This is a genomic window from Micromonospora lupini, from assembly GCF_026342015.1.
In the GTDB taxonomy this organism is placed as follows: Bacteria; Actinomycetota; Actinomycetes; order Mycobacteriales; family Micromonosporaceae; genus Micromonospora; species Micromonospora lupini_B.
In genome coordinates, this window is sequence record NZ_JAPENL010000003.1 from 1077896 (window position 1) to 1093975 (window position 16080).

Sequence of the window (16080 nt, forward strand, 5' to 3'; positions counted from 1 at the left end):
TTCAGGGACTTCATCGTGTGCTCATGTCGGTCGTCCTACCCTGCTAGCGACCCTCGCCCGGTCGGGCTGACCGGACGTAGTGGTTGGCGCATCGACGTGCTCTGCCAGCACACCGTGGTCGAGGACCTCGGTGATGCGCAGCGCTCGCCCGAAGGCGCGGCGCCGCACCGCCAGCGCGAAGCAGGCCGGATCCGGGTGCATGTTCGCTCCCCGACCCGGCAGCCTGCGGCGCGGATCAGGCCGGAGGCTGTGACCAGCCTCGTCCCCGATCGCGACGACCCGCAGCAATTCGCTGGCCGGCGCACGTTGCCGGCAACCCACACAGGTGCGCTCCGGCTGCGCGCGTCGTACCACTGGAGGAAGTCTACCCCTAGCTGCCCGAGATCGCTCCGCCCGGCTCCCGCACGGGCTCGGCCGCGCCGCGCGCGGCCGGCGTGGTCTGCTCCGCGTCGGACCGGATGTCGATCCGCCAACCGGTCAACCGGGCAGCGAGTCGGGCATTCTGCCCCTCGCGGCCGATGGCGAGCGAGAGCTGGAAATCCGGGACCGTCACCCGAGCGGCCCGGCCGGCCAGATCCACCACCTCGACACGCAGCGCCTTGGCCGGCGACAACGCATTGCCGACGAAGGTGGCCGGGTCGTCCGACCAGTCGATGATGTCGATCTTCTCACCGTGCAGCTCGCTCATCACCGCGCGCACCCGCTGGCCCATCGGGCCGATGCAGGCGCCCTTGGCGTTCACGCCGGGGGTCGTGGAGCGGACGGCGATCTTCGTACGGTGACCTGCCTCACGGGCGATCGCGCCGATCTCCACAGTGCCGTCGGCGATCTCCGGGACCTCCAGCGCGAACAGCTTCTTGACCAGGGCCGGGTGCGACCGGGACAGGGTGATCTGCGGCCCGCGCATGCCCTTGGCCACGTGCACCACCACGCACCGGACCCGCTCGCCGTGCGCGTACCGCTCGCCGGGCACCTGCTCGGACTGCGGCAGCACACCCTCCAGCTTGCCCAGGTCGACGCTGACGATGCCCTTCTCGGTACGGGTCTCGTGCGCCTGCACCACGCCGGTGACCAGGTCACCCTCGCGACCCACGTACTCGCCGAAGTGCACCTCGTCGGTGGCCTCCCGCAGACGCTGGAGGATCACCTGCTTGGCGGTCATCGCGGCGATCCGGCCGAAGTCGTGCGGGGTGTCGTCCCACTCGCGCACCAGGGAGCCGTCGTCGTCCATCTCCTGCGCGTACACCAGGGCCGCGCCGGACTTGCGGTCGATCTCCACCCGGGCGTGCGGCTCGGCGCCGTCGGTGTGCCGATAGGCGGTCAGCAACGCGGTCTCGATCGCCGCGAGAATCGTGTCGAACGGGATCTCCCGCTCGCGCTCGAGTGCGCGCAGCGCCGCGAGGTCGATGTTCACCTCTCCTCGTCCTCCACATCATCTTCGTCGTCGATGTCGTCTGAATCGTCGATCTCGTCGGTCTCGTCCGCGTCGTCGAACTCGTCCTCCGGCTCACCCAGCTCGGCGAGGCGGGTGAACTCGACCTGCACCCGGCCCGGGCCCAGCTGGGCGTACGCCCACAGGGTCTGGCCGTCGTCGGTCTCCAGCCGCACGCCCTCGTCGTCGGCCCCGACCACCCGGCCGGTCAGCTGGCGGTCGCCGGAGGGCTGCTCGCCGCGCTGGCCGGGCAGCGCGACCGCGCCCCGGACGGTGACCTTGACCAGCCGGCCCACATTGCGCCGCCAGTGCCGGGGCAGGGTGAGCGGTCGGTCCACGCCCGGCGAACTGACCTCGAGCTGGTATTCCCCAGCGAGAATGTCGCCGCCGGACTCCTCCGCGGCGTCCAGGGCGCTGGAGACGGCGCGGGAGACGTCCGCGACGGCGTCCAGGTCGATCCCACCGTCGCGGTCCACGATCACCCGCACCACGTGTCGGCGGCCGGCCCGGGAGACCGACAGGTCCTCCAGGTCGTAGCCGGCGCCGTTGACCACCGGCTCGATCACGGCCCGCAACCGGGTACGCCGTGCGGCGAGGTCACCGCCGCCGCGCGGACCGGCGGCGTCGCGCGGACCGCGGGCGCCCGCGCCGTCGCGGGGTCGACCCGTCGACCTGGTGGCACGGCCACGCTGCGTCATCTGCGCACCCTCTCCCTGGTCGACCGGGACGCTCGTCCCGCCATGCCGGCACGCCACCGGAGCGGACGCGCCGGTGGCTGCGCAGAGCGTAACGCGCCTGCCCGTCGGCGGACCGGGCGGCGCACCGACGGCGGTGGCCCCCGGACCGGCGGGGATGGTGTTCACTTGCCCGGTGGGGATCGGCAGAACGACACCGCGTGACCAAGTTTCCGGGCATACCCGGCGAAAGCTCCTGCGCGCCGGGGCGCTGCTGACGCTCGGCGGCGCCGCGACGTCGCTGACCGGCTGTGATCTTTTCGACCGCGACGACCAGCCGGCACCACCGCCGGACCCGCTGCGCCCGATGGTCGACGAGTCGCTGGGCCTGGCCGCGGCGTACCGGGCGACCGCCGCCGCCCAGCCGGAGCTTGCCGACCGCCTCGGCCCCATCGCCGAGACACACACCGCGCACGCCACCGAGCTGGCCCGGGTCGTCGGCGTCGCCCTCCCGTCGGCGCCCGCCGCCGACCCGAGCGCCACCACGGCGACCGAGCCGGCCGCCGCGCTGGCCGCCCTGCGCGCGCGGGAGAAGACCGCACAACAGTCCGCCACCGCCGCCTGCGCGGCCGCGCCCGCCGAGCGGGCGGCGCTGCTCGGGTCGATCGCCGCCGCGCGGGCCACCCACCAGGAGGCACTGAAGTGAGGCAGCCGACCGCTGGGGAGGCGCTCGCCGCAGTCCTCTCCGCCGAGTACGCGGCCATCTACGCCTACGGGCGGATCGGCGTCCGGCTCACCGGGGCGGCGCGCGAATCCGCACACCAGGCGGAGGCCGCCCACCGACGCCGGCGCGACGCGCTCGTGGTGCAGCTCAGCACCACCGGGGGCACCGTTCCGCCGGGGCGGGCCGGGTACGCGCTGCCGTTCCCCGTCACCGACCGGGCGAGCGCGTTGCGGCTGGCAGTCGAGGTGGAGGAGCGCACGGCGGCGCACTGGCGGGCCGCGCTGGCGTCCACCACCGGCCCCGACCGCGACCAGGCGCTTGCCGCCCTCGTCGAGTACGCCGTACGGGCCACGCGGTGGCGCAAGACCGCCGGTGTGACACCGCCGACTGTCGCATTTCCCGGCCGCCCGACCTGAACCGGTCCGCTCCGGTTGCGGAGCGCATACCAGGTATGCATACTCCGTTGCCATGTCCATCCGTCACGGGCTGCTCGCCCTCCTCGAGCGCGGCCAGATGTACGGCTACCAGCTGCGCGCCGCATTCGAGGAGTCGACCGGCTCGACGTGGCCGCTGAACATCGGGCAGGTCTACACCACGCTGTCCCGGCTGGAACGGGACGGTCTGGTGCGCCCGCTGCCGGAGAGCGAGGCCGGGCAGCGCCCGTACGAGATCACCGACGCCGGCCGGGCGGACCTCGCGCTGTGGTTCGCCACCCCGATCAGCCGCAACGACAGGCCCCGCGACGAGCTGGCGATCAAACTGGCCCTGGCGCTCACCACCCCCGGAGTGGACGTCCGCTCGGTGGTGCAGGCCCAGCGCAGCGCGACGATGCGCACGCTGCAGGAGTTGACCCGGTTGAAGTACGGCAGTGACCGCCCGGAGGACCTGCCGTGGCGACTGGTGCTGGACTCGATGGTGTTCCAGGCCGAGGCCGAGGTGCGGTGGCTGGACCACTGCGAGAGCAGCCTGGTCCGGCACCAGCCCAACCGGCCGACGCCGCCCCCACCCCGGCCGCCCGACGGCGGGGCGTCCGACGGCGCGCGGTGGGCCGACGAGGAGGCGCGACGGTGAGCGGACCGGACGACGCGGTGCTGGAGCTGCGCGCCGTCCACCGCACCCATGGCGCCGGCCCGGCGGCGGTCCACGCGCTGCGCGGTGTCAGCCTGGTCGTCCGGCCGGGCGAACTGGTCGCCGTGATGGGTCCGTCCGGCTCGGGCAAGTCGACGCTGCTGGCCCTCGCCGGTGGGCTGGACCGCCCGACCCGCGGCGACGTCCGGGTCGAGGGCCAGCCGCTCGGGGCGTTGGATCGCCGTGGGCTGGCCCAGCTGCGCCGCCGCCGCATCGGTTACATCTTCCAGCAGCTCAACCTGCTGGCCAGCCTGAGCGCGTTGGAGAACGTCGCGCTCCCGCTGGAACTCGACGGCATCGGCGGCCGACGGGCCCGCGCGGCGGCCCTGGCCGCGCTTACCGAGGTGGGCCTTCCGGCGCTCGGTGACCGCTTCCCCGACCAGCTCTCCGGTGGTCAGCAGCAGCGGGTCGCGATCGCCCGCGCGCTTGTCGGCGAGCGGCGGCTGGTGCTCGCCGACGAACCCACCGGGGCGCTTGACTCGCAGACCGGCGAGGCGGTGCTGCACCTGCTGCGCCGCCGGGTCGACGCGGGCGCCGCAGGCATCCTCGTCACCCACGAGGCGCGCCACGCCGGCTGGGCCGACCGGGTGGTGTTCCTGCGCGACGGCGTGCTTGTCGACACGACGGCACCCCTGGGCAGCGTCGAGCAACTGCTGTCCGGAAGCGACAGTTGACCCTCCTGCGGAGGCAGCGGGCACGCGGCCATCCGGGCGCCCCGGTGGACCGTGCGCCTCCCGGCCGGCGACGGTTCGCCGAACTGGCCGGCTCCTGGCGGGCGGCGCTGCGGATCGCCCGACGGGAGTCGCGCCGGGCGCGTCGGCGTACCGCCCTGGTGCTCGCGATGATCGCCCTGCCGGTTCTGGTGCTGGCCTTCCTGGCCGCGAGCTACGACATGGCGGAGCTGACCCCGCAGGAGCGTGTCGACCGCCGCCTCGGCGTCGCCGACGCGGAGCTGCGGTGGGTGGCCGAGACCCCTGTCGTCCAGGACGAGGGGGGCGACGGCTGGTATTCCCGGGACGGCGGCCAGGCGCAGGCCGGCCGGACGGTCACCGCCGCAGAGGTGACCGCGTTGCTCGGCCCCCGCAGCCGGGCCACCGAGATCCGCGCCGGGAGCCCGGTGACGGTGCGGGGCCCGCGAGGCGACGAGACCCTGGCTGGGCGGATCCTCGACCTCACCGACCCGCTGGCCCGAAGCCTGGTGCGGTTCCGGTCCGGGAGGGCGCCGCAGCAGCCCGGCGAGGTCGCCGTGAGCCCTGTGGCGCTGCGCCGCCTGGACGTACGCCTGGGCGAGGCCGTGGCCACCGCCGACGGGACGAGGGCGTACACGGTGGTCGGGGTGGTCGAGTTTCCCGACGACCTCGGCCCGGTGGTGGTGCTGCACCCGGCGGCCGTCGGCCGGGCCGATCCACAGACGGACATCCGCTGGCTGGTCGACGTGCCCGGCGGCGTCGACGAGGCCATGATGTCGCGGCTCAACGACCACGGGGTGGTGGTCGCGCCCCGCCACCTGCCCGCTTCGACGACGTCGTCCCGGTCCTGGTTCGGCGACGCCGACACCACCGACCTGAGCACCGGGGTGCTGATCGCCGGCCTGGGGTTGCTCGAGGTCGTGCTGCTGGTCGGGCCCGCGTTCGCCGTCGGGGTTCGCCGTCGGCGCCGGGACCTGGCGCTGGTCGCGGTGGCCGGCGGGGACGCGGCCCAACTGCGTCGGATCGTGCTCGCCGACGGGGTGGTGCTGGGTGTGCTGGGCGCCGTGGCCGGGTTGCTGCTCGGTGTCGGCGCGGCGTTCGCCGGCCGTCCGCTCGTGGAGCAGTACGTCTTCGGCGCCCGCTTCGGCGGGTACCGCTGTTGGCCCCTTGCCCTGCTCGTGCTCGGCGGGGTCGCGGTGCTGGCCGGGGTGCTGGCCGCGCTGGCGCCGGCCTGGACCGCGGCCCGGCAGGACGTCACCGCCGGGCTCGCCGGCCGACGTACCCCGCCCCGGTCCCGGGCCCGCGCGCTGACCCTCGGGTTGGCGCTTGTGGTCGGTGGGGCGGCGCTCGCGGCGATCGGGGCCACCCGGACGTCGTCGCCGGTGATCCTGACCGGCCTGATCCTCGGTGAGCTGGGCCTGGTCTGTTGCACGCCCACGTTGATCGGTGTGCTCGCCCGCCTCGGCCGGGTGCTGCCGCTGGCGCCCCGCATCGCGCTGCGCGACGCCAGCCGCAACCGGGCCGCCGCGGCGCCGGCCATCTGCGCCGTCATGGCGGCGGTGGCCAGCAGCGTCGCGCTCGGCGGATACCTGGCAAGCGACGGTGCCCGAGACGCCCGCGCCTATCGGCCTGAGCTGCCCCCCGGCCACGTCCTGGTCGCCCCGGACCAGTCGACCCGGCATCCCGGCCCCACGCTGGCCCAGATCGACGGCACCGCGCGAGCGCGTCTCGGCGCCACCGCGGTCGCCGTGGTACGGACGGCAGCCTGCCCATCGGCCGAGGAGCCGGGCGGCTACTGCTACGTGGCGCCCGAGCTGCCGCCCGACCGGGTCTGCCCCTGGCAGCCCGGCGACGATCTGTCAGCGGCGCAGCGCCGGCAGGCCCGGGCCGATCCGCGCTGCCAGGGCCGCGACGTGGACTACTACGGGGACTACGTGGAGACGCTTGTGGACGACGGCAGCGCGCTGCCGCTGCTCACCGGCGCTGACCCGACGGTCACGGCCGATGCCGCGACGGTGCTGCGCTCCGGGGGTGTGGTGGTGACCGACCCGCGCTACCTGCACGACGGCCACGTGACGGTGCAGGTGAACGAAGCTCTGGGCGGGTCCGACGAGTTGACCACCAGCACGATCGAGCTGCCCGGGTACGCGCTGCCGGCGGCTGTCGGCTCGCCGCGCCTGCTGCTGTCCCCGTCCGCCACCCGACGCCTCGCCCTGAAACCGGTCGAGGCCGGTTGGGTGGTCGCCACCCCGGCGCCGCCCGGCCAGCGCGAGCAGGAGCGCTTCACCGCCGACCTGCGGGCCTTCGGGACGTTCTCCCTCAACGTGGCCCAGGGCACCGCCACGCGCGACGACTCACCGCTGTTGCTGCTGCTCGCCGCGGCGGCCGGCGTGATCACGGTGGGCGCGGCCGGGATCGCCACGGCGCTCGCCGCCGCCGAGGGCCGCGCCGAACTGTCCACCCTCGCGGCGGTCGGCGCTGCCCCTGCGGTACGCCGACTGCTGGCGATCTGTCAGGCCGGGGTGATCGCCGGTCTCGGTTCGGTGCTCGGCATCGTGGCCGGACTCGGCACCGCGGCGATCGTGCTGTTCTCGGCCAACCGGGAGTACGCCACGGCCTGGCCTGTGCAGGAGCCGTTTCCGTACCTGGTGCCGTGGCCGGCGCTCGGCGTGCTGGTGCTGGTGCCGGTGGTGGCGATGCTCGGCGCGGGCCTGTTCACGCGTGCCCGGCTGCCGATCGAACGTCGGCTGGACTAGGGGCACGCGTCATCCGTGGGTCCTCGATCGTCGGCGGCCCCGCACCTCGACACGCCGCACACCGGGCTGCTGAGCTGCCACCGATCGTCGCAACGATCACGAGTCAACGCCGTCCGGGGGTGCCGTCGAGGCACGGCGGCCGGCAGACTGATCCGCGTGTCAGCGATCGCAACCCTCACCCGTCGACTCGGCCACCACCGCTGGTTCGGGGCGGCCGCCCGCCTGCTGGTCCCCGCCGACCGGATCGTCGGCCGGCTCACCCGGGGTCGGGTGGTCGCGCTTGGTGTGCTCCCGTCCCTCGTCATCACCACGACCGGTCGCCGCTCGGGCAAGCCGCGCAGCAATCCGCTGCTCTACGTGACCGACGGCGACGCGTACGTGGTGATCGGCTCCAACTGGGGGCAGACCCACCAGCCCGGTTGGGCGATGAACCTGCTCGCCGACCCGGCCGCCGAGGTGGACGTGAAGGGTCGCCGGTTTCCGGTGCGGGCCGACCCGGCCACCGGTGCCGAACGGGACCGCCTGTGGCGCCTGCTGGTCACCGAGTGGCCGGCGTACCGCACGTACGTCGAGCGGGCCGGGGGCAGGGAGATCCGCATCTTCCGGCTGGTGCCGACCGGGCGCGACGCGTCGGCCGGCCCTCCGTCGGCTGGCTAGGTCGAGGCGATCCGCGCACCGGTTGACAGGCGTCACAGCCCGCCCTGCACTCCGATCAGCGAGCCGATCAGGTAGGTGGCGCCGGCAGCGGCGGCGCCCAGCAGTAGTTGGCGCAGGCCGCTGGTCCACCAGGGTCGGTTGGTGAACCGGGCCACCACGGCGCCGGCGGCGAACAGGCCGAACCCGCCGACGACAAGTGCCAGCCAGAGCACGGTGGCGCCGAGCAGGTAGGGCAACAGCGGGATCAGCGCACCCACCGAGAAGAACAGGAACGAGGAGATCGCCGCCGCCCAGGGGCTCGGCTGGTCGTCGGGGTCGACGCCCAACTCCTCGCGGACGTGCACCCGCAGCGCCTCCTCCGGGTCCCGTCGTACCGCCTCGGCGACCTGGGTGGCGAGGTCGCGGGGCAGGCCGCGGGCCACCCAGGCGTCCGCCAGCTCGCGGGCCTCCGCCTCGGGGTGCCGTTCCAGCTCGCGGCGTTCCTTGGCGACCTCGGCGGCGACCTGTTCGTTGGCCGAGCGCACGCTCGTGTACTCGCCGAGCCCCATCGAGATCGCACCGGCCACCAGGCCGGCGGACCCGGTCAGCACGATGCTGTGCGGTGACACGCCACCGCCGCCGACGCCGGCGATGAGGGCGATGTTGGTGACCAGCCCGTCCATCGCGCCGAAGACGGCCGGGCGCAGCCAGCCGCCCGTGACGTCCGCGTGGTGTGCCTCGCGCAGTGCCGCGGGGGTGTCGGTCACGGCAGGGTCAGGATCTCGTGGCCGTCGTCGGTGACGACGATCGTGTGCTCGAACTGGGCGGTCCATCTGCGGTCCTTGGTGACCACTGTCCACCCGTCGTCCCACATGTCGTACTGGTAGGTGCCGAGGGTGATCATCGGCTCGATGGTGAAGGTCATCCCCGGCTCCATGATGTCGGTGGGGCGGGGGCTGTCGTAGTGCGGCACGTAGAGCCCGCTGTGGAAGGTCTCGCCGATCCCGTGGCCGGTGAAGTCGCGGACCACGCCGTAGCCGAACCGTTTGGCGTACGACTCGATGACCCGGCCCACCACGTTGATCTGGCGGCCCGGGGCCACCGCGCGGATGCCGCGCATCATCGCCTCGTGGGTCCGTTCGACGAGCAGCCGGGCCTCCTCGCTGACCTCGCCGACGCAGAAGGTGGCGTCGGTGTCGCCGTGCACCCCACCGATGTACGCGGTGACGTCGACGTTGATGATGTCGCCGTCGGTCAGGACCGTGGAGTCCGGGATGCCGTGGCAGATGACCTCGTTGACGCTCGTGCAGCAGGACTTGGGGTAGCCCCGGTAGCCGAGCGTCGACGGGTACGCGTCGTGGTCGCAGAGGAACTCGTGCACGAGCCGGTCGATCTCGTCGGTGGTCACGCCGGGCTTGCAGTGCTCACCGGCGAGCTGTGTCGCCTGGGCGGCGAGCCGGCTGGCGATCCGCATCTTCTCGATGGTCTCCGGCGTCTGCACGTGCGAGCCGCGCCACTGCTGCGGGCCCTTCTTACCCACGTACTCCGGGCGGGGAATGTGGGCGGGCACCTGTCGCATCGGGGAGAGCGTGCCTGGGGTCAGCGGCGGACGGACGGTCATGCCGCAAGCCTATCGCCGGAGCGGTCGTGACTCGTGCCACGGCCGGTCGGGGCCGGTTGTTGCCCTGCCAGGTCGCCTGTGCCATGGTGTCAGCGTGGATCAAGGGGAGGCACCACCGGTCTTCTCCGCCAGCGCGGAGATCGACGGCGAGCACCTCCACGTGGTGGTGACCGGCGAGGTCGACATGGCGACCGCCGACACGATGCTCCAGACCGCCCTGCGCGAGCCCGCCCGTCGGATCACGCTCGACCTGCGGGCGGTGACCTTCTTCGACTCGGCTGCCATCCACGCCCTGGTCCGGCTCGCCCAGCAGTTCTCCGGCACGCTCACCGTGCTGCCGTCGCGGCAGGTCCGTCGGGTGTTGGAGATCTCCGGCCTGGGCGACCAGAGCTGGCTCGACCCGGTCTGAGACCGCCGACGCCCGCGCCGCCGGCACCCCGGCCGCCGGGCGCCCGTCAGCCCCGCAACTGCCGGCGCAACGTCACCTCGGTGCCCTCATCGGTACGCCGCACCACCAGGTCACCCAGCGCCTTGATCAGTGACAGGCCGCGCCCCCGGAACCCGGAGCCTGTCGACTCCCGCCACTGCCCGGTGTCGCGGACGGTGGCGATCACCGTCCGGTCCTCGATTGCCACCTCGACGCTGATGACCGCCTCGGCGGGCTGGACGGGGTGCTCGATGGCGTTCGCGGCGGCCTCCGAGACCGCCACGGTCAGGTCGAACAGGTCGGTCTCGCCGACGTCGTGCGCCACGAGGAAGTCCTCCAGGCGCTTGCGCAGCACACTCAACCGGGTCGGGTCCGCCGGCAGGCGCAGCGCGAACCGGTTCAGCTCGGCCGCCTCCAGGGCGAGCACCGCCACGTCGTCGCGGCGCGGCCGCCCGGTGACCCGCTCGACCACCGTGTCGATCAGATCGGCCACGTGCTCGCTCGGGGTCGCCGCGTCGGCGCGCAGCTGTGCCAGCGCGGCGTCGATGCCGAGCTGACGGTCCTCGATCAGGCCGTCGGTGTAGAGCAGCAGCCGGCTGCCCGCGGTCAGCTCACCCTCGACCGTCCGGTACGTCACGTCGGGGATGGCGCCGACCGGCGGGCCGAGCGCGCGGTCGTGCAGGAACGCCACGTCGTCTCCTCGGATCAGCAGGGGGGACGGGTGCCCGGCGCTGGCGTAGCGCAGCAGACCGGTACGGGGGCTGAACTGCAGGCAGACCACTGTCGCGAACGAGCGCCCCTCGGTGGACCCGACCAGCCGGTTGAGGCGGCTCAGCGACTCACCCGGGTCGAAACCCTCCAGCAGGTACGCCCGCAGCGCGTTGCGGAGCTGTCCCATCGCGGCGGCGGCCTGGACGCCCTTGCCGACCACGTCGCCGATCACCAGCACCAGGTCGTCGCCCTCGAGCGCGAGCGCGTCGTACCAGTCACCGCCGACCTCGACGTCGGCGCTGCCCGGCAGGTAGCGGCTCGCCACGACCGCGCCCGGCAGCTGCGGCAGCGACCTCGGCAGCAGGCTGTGCTGCAACGTGGTGGCGATGCGGTGTTCGGCCTCGTAGAGCTGGGCGTTCTCCAACCGGACGCCGACCAGGCGGGCGAGCTGGGTGAGCGCTGCCTCGTCGGCCTGCGCGTCGTCGCCGGCGGCCCGCCAGACCTGAAGCTCGCCGAGCTGCTCGCTCGTGGTGCCGGTCAGCGCGGCCACGAAGGACGGGTCGGTGGCGGTGACTCCGCCGCCGTCGGCCTCGGAGCGGGCGCCGGCCGCGGTGACCACGACCCGGGCGGCCTCGGCGAGGGTGAGCGCGTGCCGGGCGGCGACCTGCAGCACGTCGGCTGTGGAACGGGCGGTGTTGACCGCCACCACCGCGTCGGCAAGTGCCCGAAGCCGACGGATGATCTGCCCGCGCAGCTGACCCAGCTCGACGTTGGCCCGGACCCGGGCGATCAGCTCCTGCCCGGAGAACGGCTTGGTGAGGTAGTCGTCGGCGCCGACGGAGAGGCCGGCGACGGCCTCCGCGGCGCCGGCGCGGGCGGAGAGCAGCACGATCGGCACGTCACGGGTGCGAGGGTCCGTGCGCAGCGCGCCGACCAGGCCGAACCCGTCCAGCCGGGGCATCATCACGTCGGTGAGCACGAGGTCGAACCCGCCGTCGCGGGCCAGCGTCAGGGCCGCCTGGCCGTCGCTCGCGGTGACCACCTCCCAGATCGGGGAGAGCAGCCGGGTGACGTGCTCGCGCAGGTCGACGTTGTCGTCGACGACCAGGATCCGGCCGGCCGGGGCGGCGGCGGTCGGCTGGCGGTCGGTGTGACCGGGCGTGTCATCGTCGACCCACAGGGCGGTCTCGGCGACGAAGAGCCGGGCCTGCTCGGGCTCGCCCGAGGGCAGGGGGGCGAACGCGGCCACCCGGTCGGCGGGCAGGTGCGCCGATCCGAACGGGACGGTCACCGTGAAGGTGCTGCCCACGTCGACCTGGCTGGTCACCGTGACGTCGCCGCCGTGCATCTCGACCAGTTCCCGGACCAGCGCGAGCCCGATCCCGGTGCCCTCGTGCGTACGGGCGCGCACCCCGGGCACCCGGTGGAAACGCTCGAAGACGTGCGGCAGCTCGGCCGGCACGATGCCCACGCCGGTGTCGGAGACCTCCAGGCGGGCGACGCCGTCGTCGGCCCGGATCCGCACCCGGATCTCGCCGTCGAAGGTGAACTTCACCGCGTTCGACACCAGGTTGAGGACGATCTTCTCCCACATGTCCCGGTCGACGAACACCGGCGCCGGCAGCGGCGGGCAGTCCACCACAAGTCGCAGCCCGGCACGTTCCGTGGCCGAGCGGAAGGTGCTGGCCAGCCTGGCGGTGTAGCCGGCCAGGTCGGTGGGCTGGTAGCGGGCGGCCAGCCGGCCGGACTCCAGCCGGGAGAAGTCGAGCACCGTGTTGACCAGCTTGAGCAGGCGCAACGCGTTGCGGTGCATCACGACGAGCCGGTCGGTGTACGTGGCGGACAGCTCCGGGTCGGCGAGCATGTCCTCCAGCGGGCCGAGGACCAGGGTCAACGGCGTACGGAATTCGTGGCTGACGTTGGCGAAGAAGTTGGTCTTCGCGCGGTCCAGCGCGGCCAGCTCGGCGGCCCGGGCGCGCTGCTGCTCGTACGCCCGCTGGGTGCCGACCGCGCGGGAGATCTGCGCGGCCACCAGGTCGAGGAAGTCACGGTAGTCGTCGGCGAGCGGCAGCAGGCGGGCCACGCCGAGGACAAGCGCGCCGACCGTCTCGTTGGCGGCCTTGACGGGCAGCACGAGCGCCACGTCGGCGGCCTCGGCCGGTGGCCGGGCGAGCAGACCACTCACCTCGATGGTGGCGGGCGAGCCCTCCGCGACCAGCTCGGCGATCGTGTCGGCCGGGAGGTCGACCGCGGCCGGGTCGACGCCGCTGGTGGCGGTCAGGGTGAACCGGCCGGTGGAGTCGGCCAGGTGGACCAGCGCGAACGGCACGTCGGCGGAGTGCCGGGCGAGCACGTCGGCGGCGGTCCGGCCCAGCTCGCCCGCGCTGCTCACCTCGGCCAGCGCGGTGCCCAGCTCCGACAACGCCCGCAGCCGACGCTCGCCGACCACCCGCCCGGTGGTCTCGTTCACGATGCAGTAGACGCCGCTGACCGAGCCGTCGGCGCCCCGGATCGGGTCGTACGAGACGTCGAAGTAGGTCTGCTCGACGAAGCCGGAGCGGTCCAGCAGGAAGGGGTGGTCCTCGCCCCGGTAGGAGAGCCCGGTGCGCCGGACCCCGTCGAGCAGCGGACCGAGGACGTCCCAGGTCTCGGCCCAGTGGTGCCGGGCCGGTTGGCAGAGCACCTGCGGGTGCTTGCTGCCGATCGTCGGCCGGTAGGCGTCGTTGTAGAAGGCGAGCTGGTCGTCGCCCCAGAACATGACGATCTGCGAGCTGGAGGAGAGCATCATGCCGATCGCGCTGGAGAGCGCCACCGGCCAGTTGGACGGCCCGCCCAGCGGTGCGGTGGACCAGTCGAAGGCGCGGAGCCGCTCGCCCAGCTCACCGCCGCCCGCGAAGGCGGCGGCAAGGTGTGGGGGGATCTCGTGGACGTACGCGTGTGAATGCCCCGCGTCCGCGCCCCCCTGGGCCGAGCTCATGCAGCCTCCCCGCTTCGGCCGTACCCCGCAGCCGTTGATCTTCACGCGCCGTGCTCCGACTTGTACCCCGGCGGACCAGCAACGTAACGCATGACGACCCGTGGACGCTGGTTACCTGGGCCCCGCCCGTCGCCGACCCGACAGCACGGCTGTGGACGCGGGCCCGAGCAGGGCTCTGACCTCTCAGAAGACCGGTAGTCCGTCGATGCTCGCGGCGTTCTTGGTGGCGCGGTAGGTCACGAGGTCATCGGCCGTGCGGCGGGAGTGTGAGGTAAGCAACAGGTCACGCTCCGCGCGGTAGTCCATCAGCGGCACCGCATAGCCGCAGGAGTCGCTGACCCGCTCGACCTCGACACTGATCACGGCCCGCACGGCGTGCACGTCCGGCGGCGCGGGAAACTCGGCGAGGCGCTCCGCGAAGCCCGCCTCGGTCACCGCGACGCTGCTGCCCCTACCGTGCAGGCGCACGATCTTCGGCGGCCCGTCGAACGCACAGAACATCAGCGTGATGCGAGAGTTGTCGCGCAGGTGGGCGATGGTCTCCGCGCCACTGCCGTGGTAATCCAGGTAGGCGACCCGGTGCGGACCGAGGATCACGAAGGTGCCCGTCATGCCCTTCGGTGAGACGTTGACGTGCCCCTCGGGACCGGACGGCGCGGTGGCCACGAAGAAGACCGGCTGGGCCGCGATGAACTCCCGCAGACGAACGTCGATCTCCGGATAGACCTTGCCCATGTGGCGATCCTCCCACCGCACCCGCCGCCCGACGGGGGCGAGCTGCGTCACACCACCGGCGGCACCGCCACGCGTACGCCCCCGGGGTCGGCGCCCACCGGCGGCCCGGACGCCCGCCCGCGGGCGGCCCGGACCAACGCCGGAATCGGACGCGGGTCCGGCTCGATCTCCGGATGCCACTGCACCCCGAGCACGAACGGACGGTCCGGGTCCTCGACAGCCTCGATCACGCCGTCCGCCGCCCAGCCGGTGACCGCGAGCCGCCCCGGGGTGGCGACCGCCTGATGGTGGTACGAGTTGACACGGTCCACCCCGACCAGCGTCCTCGCCGCCAGGCTCCCCGGGGCGAACCGCACCGGATGGGTGCCGTAGACCGCCGGGGCCGGACGGTGCGCCTCCGTTCCGACGACGTCGGGCAGGTGCTGGTGCAGGGTGCCGCCGTACGCCACGGCGAGCAACTGCATCCCCCGACACACACCCAGCACGGGCAGGTCGGCGGCGAGCGCGGCCGTCAGCAGGGTCAGCTCACCGGCGTCGCGGTCCGGCCGGTCCTCGGTCCGGGGGTGCGGCTGCTGGCCGTACCGGCTCGGACCGACGTCCGCGCCCCCGGCCAGCAGCAGCCCGTCGAGGACCGCCAGCACGTCGGCGTCGGAGTCGTCCGGGGGCAGCACCACCGCCCGGCCACCGGCGGCGGTCACCGCCCGCACGTACGCCTCGGGCACCAGCACCGCCCGCACACCGCGCCAGACGGCCCAGTCGGCGGGCTCGACGTACGCGCTGATCCCGATCAGCGGCCGTCTCACAGGGGTGTGACGTAAGCGCCGGTGATGCCCCCGTCGACGACGAACTGCGCGGCGGTCATGAACGAGGCGTCGTCGCTGGCCAGGAACGCCACCGCGGCGGCGATCTCCTCCGGCTGCCCGAAGCGGCCCATCGGCACGTGCACGAGCCGGCGGGCGGCCCGCTCCGGGTCGGCGGCGAACAGCTCCAGCAGCAGCGGAGTGGCCACCGGGCCGGGACACAGCGCGTTGACGCGGATGCCCTCGCGGGCGAACTGCACGCCCAGCTCCCGGGTCATCGCCAGCACGCCGCCCTTACTCGCGGTGTACGCGATCTGCGACGTCGCCGCGCCCATCAGCGCCACGAACGAGGCGGTGTTGATGATCGAGCCCTTGCCCTGGCGGCGCATGTGCGGGATCGCGTACTTGCAGCACAGGTAGACGCTCGTGGTGTTGACCCGCAGCACCCGCTCCCAGGCGTCCAGGCCGGTGTCCAGGATGGAGTCGTCGTCCGGCGGGGAGATGCCCGCGTTGTTGAAGGCGACGTCCACCCGGCCGTGCCGCTCGGCGACCCCGTCGAACAGGTCGCGGACTGCCGCCTCGTCGGCCACGTCGGTGGCCACGAACTCGCCGCCGCACTCCTCGGCGGCCTTCGTGCCGGCCTGCGCGTCGATGTCCACGCAGACCACCCGGGCCCCCTCGGCGGCGAACCGCCGGACGGTGGCCAACCCGATCCCGCTGCCCGCTCCGGTGACCACTGCCACCCGGTCCTGCAACCGACCCTGCACTGG

The 16080-nt window shown here is 73.6% G+C and carries 16 protein-coding genes; 7 read left to right on the forward strand and 9 right to left on the reverse strand.

Annotated features, from left to right (window positions below):
• Positions 1 to 21: 21 nt before the first annotated feature.
• The 3 genes from OOJ91_RS32940 to rimP are packed head-to-tail and all read right to left on the reverse strand — an operon-like array spanning position 22 to position 2130.
• The gene (locus OOJ91_RS32940; RefSeq protein WP_266251254.1) at positions 22 to 354 is read right to left on the reverse strand and encodes a YlxR family protein; all 333 of its coding nucleotides are present in this window, start codon (positions 352 to 354) and stop codon (positions 22 to 24) included.
• 16 nt (positions 355 to 370) lie between these two features.
• Entirely contained in the window at positions 371 to 1414 is a 1044-nt protein-coding gene (gene nusA, locus OOJ91_RS32945) for a transcription termination factor NusA (RefSeq protein ID WP_266251256.1), read from the reverse strand.
• Complete coding sequence (gene rimP / locus OOJ91_RS32950; RefSeq protein ID WP_266251258.1) at positions 1411 to 2130, reverse strand: ribosome maturation factor RimP; 720 nt, start codon at positions 2128 to 2130, stop codon at positions 1411 to 1413. The genes nusA and rimP overlap by 4 nt, the downstream gene beginning before the upstream one ends.
• 154 nt (positions 2131 to 2284) lie before the next feature.
• On the opposite strand from rimP, the gene OOJ91_RS32955 reads away from it, so the two are divergent.
• The 6 genes from OOJ91_RS32955 (at position 2285) to OOJ91_RS32980 (ending at position 8060) form a co-directional block, all read left to right on the forward strand.
• Positions 2285 to 2812: a hypothetical protein gene (locus OOJ91_RS32955; protein WP_266251259.1), complete on the forward strand. Its 528-nt coding sequence runs from the start codon at positions 2285 to 2287 to the stop codon at positions 2810 to 2812.
• On the forward strand, positions 2809 to 3246 hold the full coding sequence (locus OOJ91_RS32960) for a ferritin-like domain-containing protein (protein WP_007456672.1): 438 nt from the start codon (positions 2809 to 2811) through the stop codon (positions 3244 to 3246). The genes OOJ91_RS32955 and OOJ91_RS32960 overlap by 4 nt, the downstream gene beginning before the upstream one ends.
• 52 nt (positions 3247 to 3298) lie before the next feature.
• Positions 3299 to 3901 carry a PadR family transcriptional regulator gene (locus OOJ91_RS32965; protein ID WP_266251260.1) on the forward strand — a complete coding sequence of 201 codons (603 nt, stop codon included), beginning with the start codon at positions 3299 to 3301 and terminating at the stop codon, positions 3899 to 3901.
• Entirely contained in the window at positions 3898 to 4632 is a 735-nt protein-coding gene (locus OOJ91_RS32970; protein ID WP_266251261.1) for an ABC transporter ATP-binding protein, read from the forward strand. Before OOJ91_RS32965 ends, OOJ91_RS32970 begins: the two co-directional genes overlap by 4 nt.
• A gap of 44 nt (positions 4633 to 4676) precedes the next feature.
• Positions 4677 to 7403, forward strand: coding sequence for an FtsX-like permease family protein (locus OOJ91_RS32975; protein WP_266251262.1), 2727 nt, complete (start codon positions 4677 to 4679; stop codon positions 7401 to 7403).
• 156 nt (positions 7404 to 7559) lie between these two features.
• A complete protein-coding gene (locus OOJ91_RS32980) occupies positions 7560 to 8060 on the forward strand; it encodes a nitroreductase/quinone reductase family protein (protein ID WP_266251263.1) in 501 nt (166 codons plus the stop codon).
• A gap of 32 nt (positions 8061 to 8092) precedes the next feature.
• On the opposite strand, the gene OOJ91_RS32985 is transcribed toward OOJ91_RS32980, so the two are convergent.
• Both OOJ91_RS32985 and map read right to left on the reverse strand, forming a co-directional pair.
• Entirely contained in the window at positions 8093 to 8806 is a 714-nt protein-coding gene (locus tag OOJ91_RS32985; RefSeq protein WP_266251264.1) for a VIT1/CCC1 transporter family protein, read from the reverse strand.
• Positions 8803 to 9660 (reverse strand): type I methionyl aminopeptidase, encoded by an 858-nt coding sequence (gene map / locus OOJ91_RS32990; protein WP_266251265.1) that lies wholly within the window; start codon positions 9658 to 9660, stop codon positions 8803 to 8805. The genes OOJ91_RS32985 and map overlap by 4 nt, the downstream gene beginning before the upstream one ends.
• 94 nt (positions 9661 to 9754) lie before the next feature.
• Between map and OOJ91_RS32995 the strand changes: the two genes are divergently transcribed.
• Positions 9755 to 10069: an STAS domain-containing protein gene (locus tag OOJ91_RS32995; protein WP_266251266.1), complete on the forward strand. Its 315-nt coding sequence runs from the start codon at positions 9755 to 9757 to the stop codon at positions 10067 to 10069.
• 46 nt (positions 10070 to 10115) lie between these two features.
• Here OOJ91_RS32995 and OOJ91_RS33000 read toward each other — a convergent pair whose 3' ends face one another.
• From OOJ91_RS33000 to OOJ91_RS33015, 4 genes are all read right to left on the reverse strand, one after another.
• Positions 10116 to 13775, reverse strand: a complete 3660-nt coding sequence (locus tag OOJ91_RS33000) for a SpoIIE family protein phosphatase (protein WP_266251267.1) — start codon at positions 13773 to 13775, stop codon at positions 10116 to 10118.
• 183 nt (positions 13776 to 13958) lie between these two features.
• The gene (locus OOJ91_RS33005) at positions 13959 to 14510 is read right to left on the reverse strand and encodes a pyridoxamine 5'-phosphate oxidase family protein (protein ID WP_266251268.1); all 552 of its coding nucleotides are present in this window, start codon (positions 14508 to 14510) and stop codon (positions 13959 to 13961) included.
• 47 nt (positions 14511 to 14557) lie between these two features.
• The gene (locus OOJ91_RS33010; RefSeq protein WP_266251269.1) at positions 14558 to 15313 is read right to left on the reverse strand and encodes a gamma-glutamyl-gamma-aminobutyrate hydrolase family protein; all 756 of its coding nucleotides are present in this window, start codon (positions 15311 to 15313) and stop codon (positions 14558 to 14560) included.
• On the reverse strand, positions 15310 to 16077 hold the full coding sequence (locus tag OOJ91_RS33015; protein WP_266251270.1) for a 3-oxoacyl-ACP reductase: 768 nt from the start codon (positions 16075 to 16077) through the stop codon (positions 15310 to 15312). Before OOJ91_RS33015 ends, OOJ91_RS33010 begins: the two co-directional genes overlap by 4 nt.
• Positions 16078 to 16080: the final 3 nt, after the last annotated feature.

Coding starts and splice junctions, on each gene's coding strand:
- OOJ91_RS33000 (WP_266251267.1), bottom strand. CDS start 13,775: ATGAGCTCGGCCCAGGGGGGCGCGGACGCGGGGCATTCACACGCGTAC.
- OOJ91_RS32965 (WP_266251260.1), top strand. CDS start 3,299: ATGTCCATCCGTCACGGGCTGCTCGCCCTCCTCGAGCGCGGCCAGATG.
- OOJ91_RS32955 (WP_266251259.1), top strand. CDS start 2,285: ATGGTGTTCACTTGCCCGGTGGGGATCGGCAGAACGACACCGCGTGAC.
- OOJ91_RS33005 (WP_266251268.1), bottom strand. CDS start 14,510: ATGGGCAAGGTCTATCCGGAGATCGACGTTCGTCTGCGGGAGTTCATC.
- map (WP_266251265.1), bottom strand. CDS start 9,660: ATGACCGTCCGTCCGCCGCTGACCCCAGGCACGCTCTCCCCGATGCGA.
- rimP (WP_266251258.1), bottom strand. CDS start 2,130: ATGACGCAGCGTGGCCGTGCCACCAGGTCGACGGGTCGACCCCGCGAC.